We start from the raw sequence: 2,842 nt of genomic DNA on the forward strand, positions 1-2,842 counted from the left end.
ATGCCTCATGCCCCCCACGGCAGTTGGTGCCCCCGCACATCCTGTCGTACGCCACTGACAACCTGCGGGTTTGTGTTCGCGATCTCACACCGCACCGACGCAAGGCGCCCGACCACGCCAGATCCTGCCTCGTTGCCGTCCTGCGACCCGCAGACGTACGGTCATCGCGATCAACCGGATGGTCGCGCCCCGCTACCGCGTCAGGGGGCGGGAGGCCGCGCGAGGCGCTCGCCCAGCGCGGCCGCGAACTCCTCCGCCCGCGTCAGCTGGGTGCGCAGATCCTCGACCCGCTGCTGGGCGGCCTGCTCGAAGCCGCGGATCCGGTCCAGCAGTTCCTGGTGCTCCTCGGGCGGCAGTTCCGCGCCCGTGTCGAGGCGGTCGGTGGCCTCCAGCAGGGCGCGCATCTCGTCCAGGGTGAACCCGAGTGGCTTCATACGGCGGATGACCATCAGGCGGGCGACGTCGGACTCGGTGTAGAGGCGGAAGCCGCCTTGGGACCGGGCGGAGGGGTTGACGAGGCCGGCGTCCTCGTAGTGCCGGATGGTGCGCAGCGACAGCTCGGTCCGGGTGGCGACCTCGCCGATCTGCATGTGCTCGCTGCTCACGCCGGGTGCCTTCCTCGTCTCTCGCCAGGGCCGCGCACAGCCGCCGATCTCTACCCTAACGTTAGGGTAGAGTTGCCTCGGTGCCAGGTCACCGGTGTCGGGGCCAATGATGCCTCTGCGAAGACCGATACCTGCAGAAGAGAGCGTGCGAGTGCCCATGATGCCCGGCGCCGCCGCCTGCCCGCCGTGACCCTTCACCGCCGCACAGCGCACCATCCCGTGGCGGATCGCTTCGCCGCCGCCCCCTGACTTCGGTCCGCCGCTCGCGGACCCCGTGGCCGGCCGCCCCGCCTCCCACTCCTTCCCGTACGCCCGCCGTGATGCCGGGTGTGCCCGAGCACGACAGGTTCCTCTCGTCTTGTCCTCCTCCGCACTGTCCCCGGCCCCCTGGCTGCGCGGCTCCCGGCGTCCTGCCTGGCTGTCCGATCCGAAGGTGCTGCGCACCGAGGTGCTGGCCGGGCTCGTGGTCGCCCTCGCCCTGATCCCCGAGGCGATCTCGTTCTCGGTCATCGCCGGGGTCGACCCGGCCATCGGCCTGTTCGCCTCGTTCACCATGGCCGTGACCATCGCGATCGTCGGCGGCCGACCGGCCATGATCTCCGCCGCCACCGGCGCGGTCGCCCTGGTCATCGCCCCGCTCAACCGCGAGCACGGCTTCGGCTACCTCGTCGCCGCCGTCATCCTGGCCGGCGTCTTCCAGATCGTCCTCGGCGCCCTCGGGGTGGCGAAGCTGATGCGGTTCGTACCGCGCAGCGTGATGGTCGGCTTCGTCAACTCCCTCGCGATCCTCATCTTCATGGCGCAGGTGCCGGAGATGACCGACGTACCGTGGCCGGTCTATCCGCTGATCGCGGCCGGTCTGGCGCTGATGGTGCTCTTCCCGAAGGTCACCAGGGTGATCCCGGCCCCGCTGGTGTCGATCGTGATCCTCACGGTCATCACGGTGGCCGCCGGGATCGCGGTGCCGACCGTCGGGGACAAGGGCGAGCTGCCCTCCTCGCTCCCCGTGCCCGGACTGCCGGACGTGCCCTTCACCCTGGACACGCTCACCACCATCGCGCCCTACGCGCTGGCCATGGCGCTGGTCGGTCTGATGGAGTCCCTGATGACCGCCAAGCTCGTGGACGACATCACCGACACCCACTCCTCCAAGACCCGCGAGTCCGTCGGCCAGGGCATCGCCAACATCGTCACCGGCTTCTTCGGTGGCATGGGCGGCTGCGCCATGATCGGGCAGACGATGATCAACGTACGAGTGTCGGGGGCCAGGACGCGGCTGTCGACGTTCCTGGCCGGTGCGTTCCTGATGGTGCTGTGTGTCGTGTTCGGGCCGGTCGTCTCGGACATCCCGATGGCCGTACTCGTCGCCGTGATGGTCATGGTGTCGGTGGGCACCTTCGACTGGCACTCCATCGCGCCGAAGACCCTGAAGCGGATGCCGGCCGGGGAGATCACGGTCATGCTGATCACCGTCGCGTGTGTGGTCGCCACCCACAACCTCGCCATCGGTGTCGTCGTGGGCTCGATCACCGCGATGGTCGTCTTCGCCAAGCGGGTCGCCCATCTGGCCGAGGTCACCGCCGTCACCGAGCCCGACGGCTCGTCCGTGATCTACCGGGTGACCGGTGAGCTGTTCTTCGCCTCCTCCAACGACCTCGTCGGCCGGTTCGACTACGCCGGCGACCCCGACGAGGTCGTCGTCGACCTGTCCGCCGCGCACATCTGGGACGCGTCCTCCGTCGCGGCCCTCGACGCCATCGAGACCAAGTACGCCCAGCGTGGCAAGACCGTCAGGATCACCGGCCTCAACGAGCCCAGCGCCCGCATCCACGACACGCTCAGCGGCGAACTCACCGGCCACCACTGACCGGCACCCGAACCGAGCTGCGCCCCGGATCAGCCGCCGACTCCCTTGATGACCCGTGTCTCAGGGCCACCGGATCGGTCGGGTTTGCCTTCCCCAGGGGTATCGCCGCTGTCCGATGTCGGGGTCCAATGGTGGGAGTCAGGCTCTTCCGCACCTGCACCCGCACCGGTGAGAAGAGGCACCCAATGGATCCATGGCTGATCTGGTTGGTCGTCGCAGCCGTATTGGCGCTGGCGGAGATCGTCACCCTTACCGCTGCGCTCGGAATGCTGAGTGTGTCCGCCCTGGTCACGGCGGGATCCGCCGCGGTCGGGCTGCCTCTGCCCTTCCAGTTCCTGGTGTTCGCCCTCGTCGCCACGGGCACCGTGGT

The 2,842-nt window shown here is 69.1% G+C and carries 2 protein-coding genes and 1 pseudogene; 2 read left to right on the top strand and 1 reads right to left on the bottom strand.

Annotated features, from left to right (window positions below; genetic code table 11):
• Window positions 1-200: 200 nt before the first annotated feature.
• The gene (locus JF597_RS53970) at window positions 201-605 is read right to left on the bottom strand and encodes a MerR family transcriptional regulator (RefSeq protein ID WP_294014427.1); all 405 of its coding nucleotides are present in this window, start codon (window positions 603-605) and stop codon (window positions 201-203) included.
• Window positions 606-963: 358 nt separating this feature from the next.
• Between JF597_RS53970 and JF597_RS53975 the strand changes: the two genes are divergently transcribed.
• Together JF597_RS53975 and JF597_RS53980 are read left to right on the top strand one after the other, a co-directional pair.
• Window positions 964-2,472, top strand: coding sequence for a SulP family inorganic anion transporter (locus tag JF597_RS53975; protein WP_294014428.1), 1,509 nt, complete (start codon window positions 964-966; stop codon window positions 2,470-2,472).
• Window positions 2,473-2,657: 185 nt separating this feature from the next.
• Window positions 2,658-2,842 (top strand): annotated as a pseudogene (locus JF597_RS53980) (NfeD family protein); the annotation flags it as partial.

It is taken from the genome of Streptomyces sp. (assembly GCF_019510245.1).
In the GTDB taxonomy this organism is placed as follows: Bacteria; Actinomycetota; Actinomycetes; order Streptomycetales; family Streptomycetaceae; genus Streptomyces.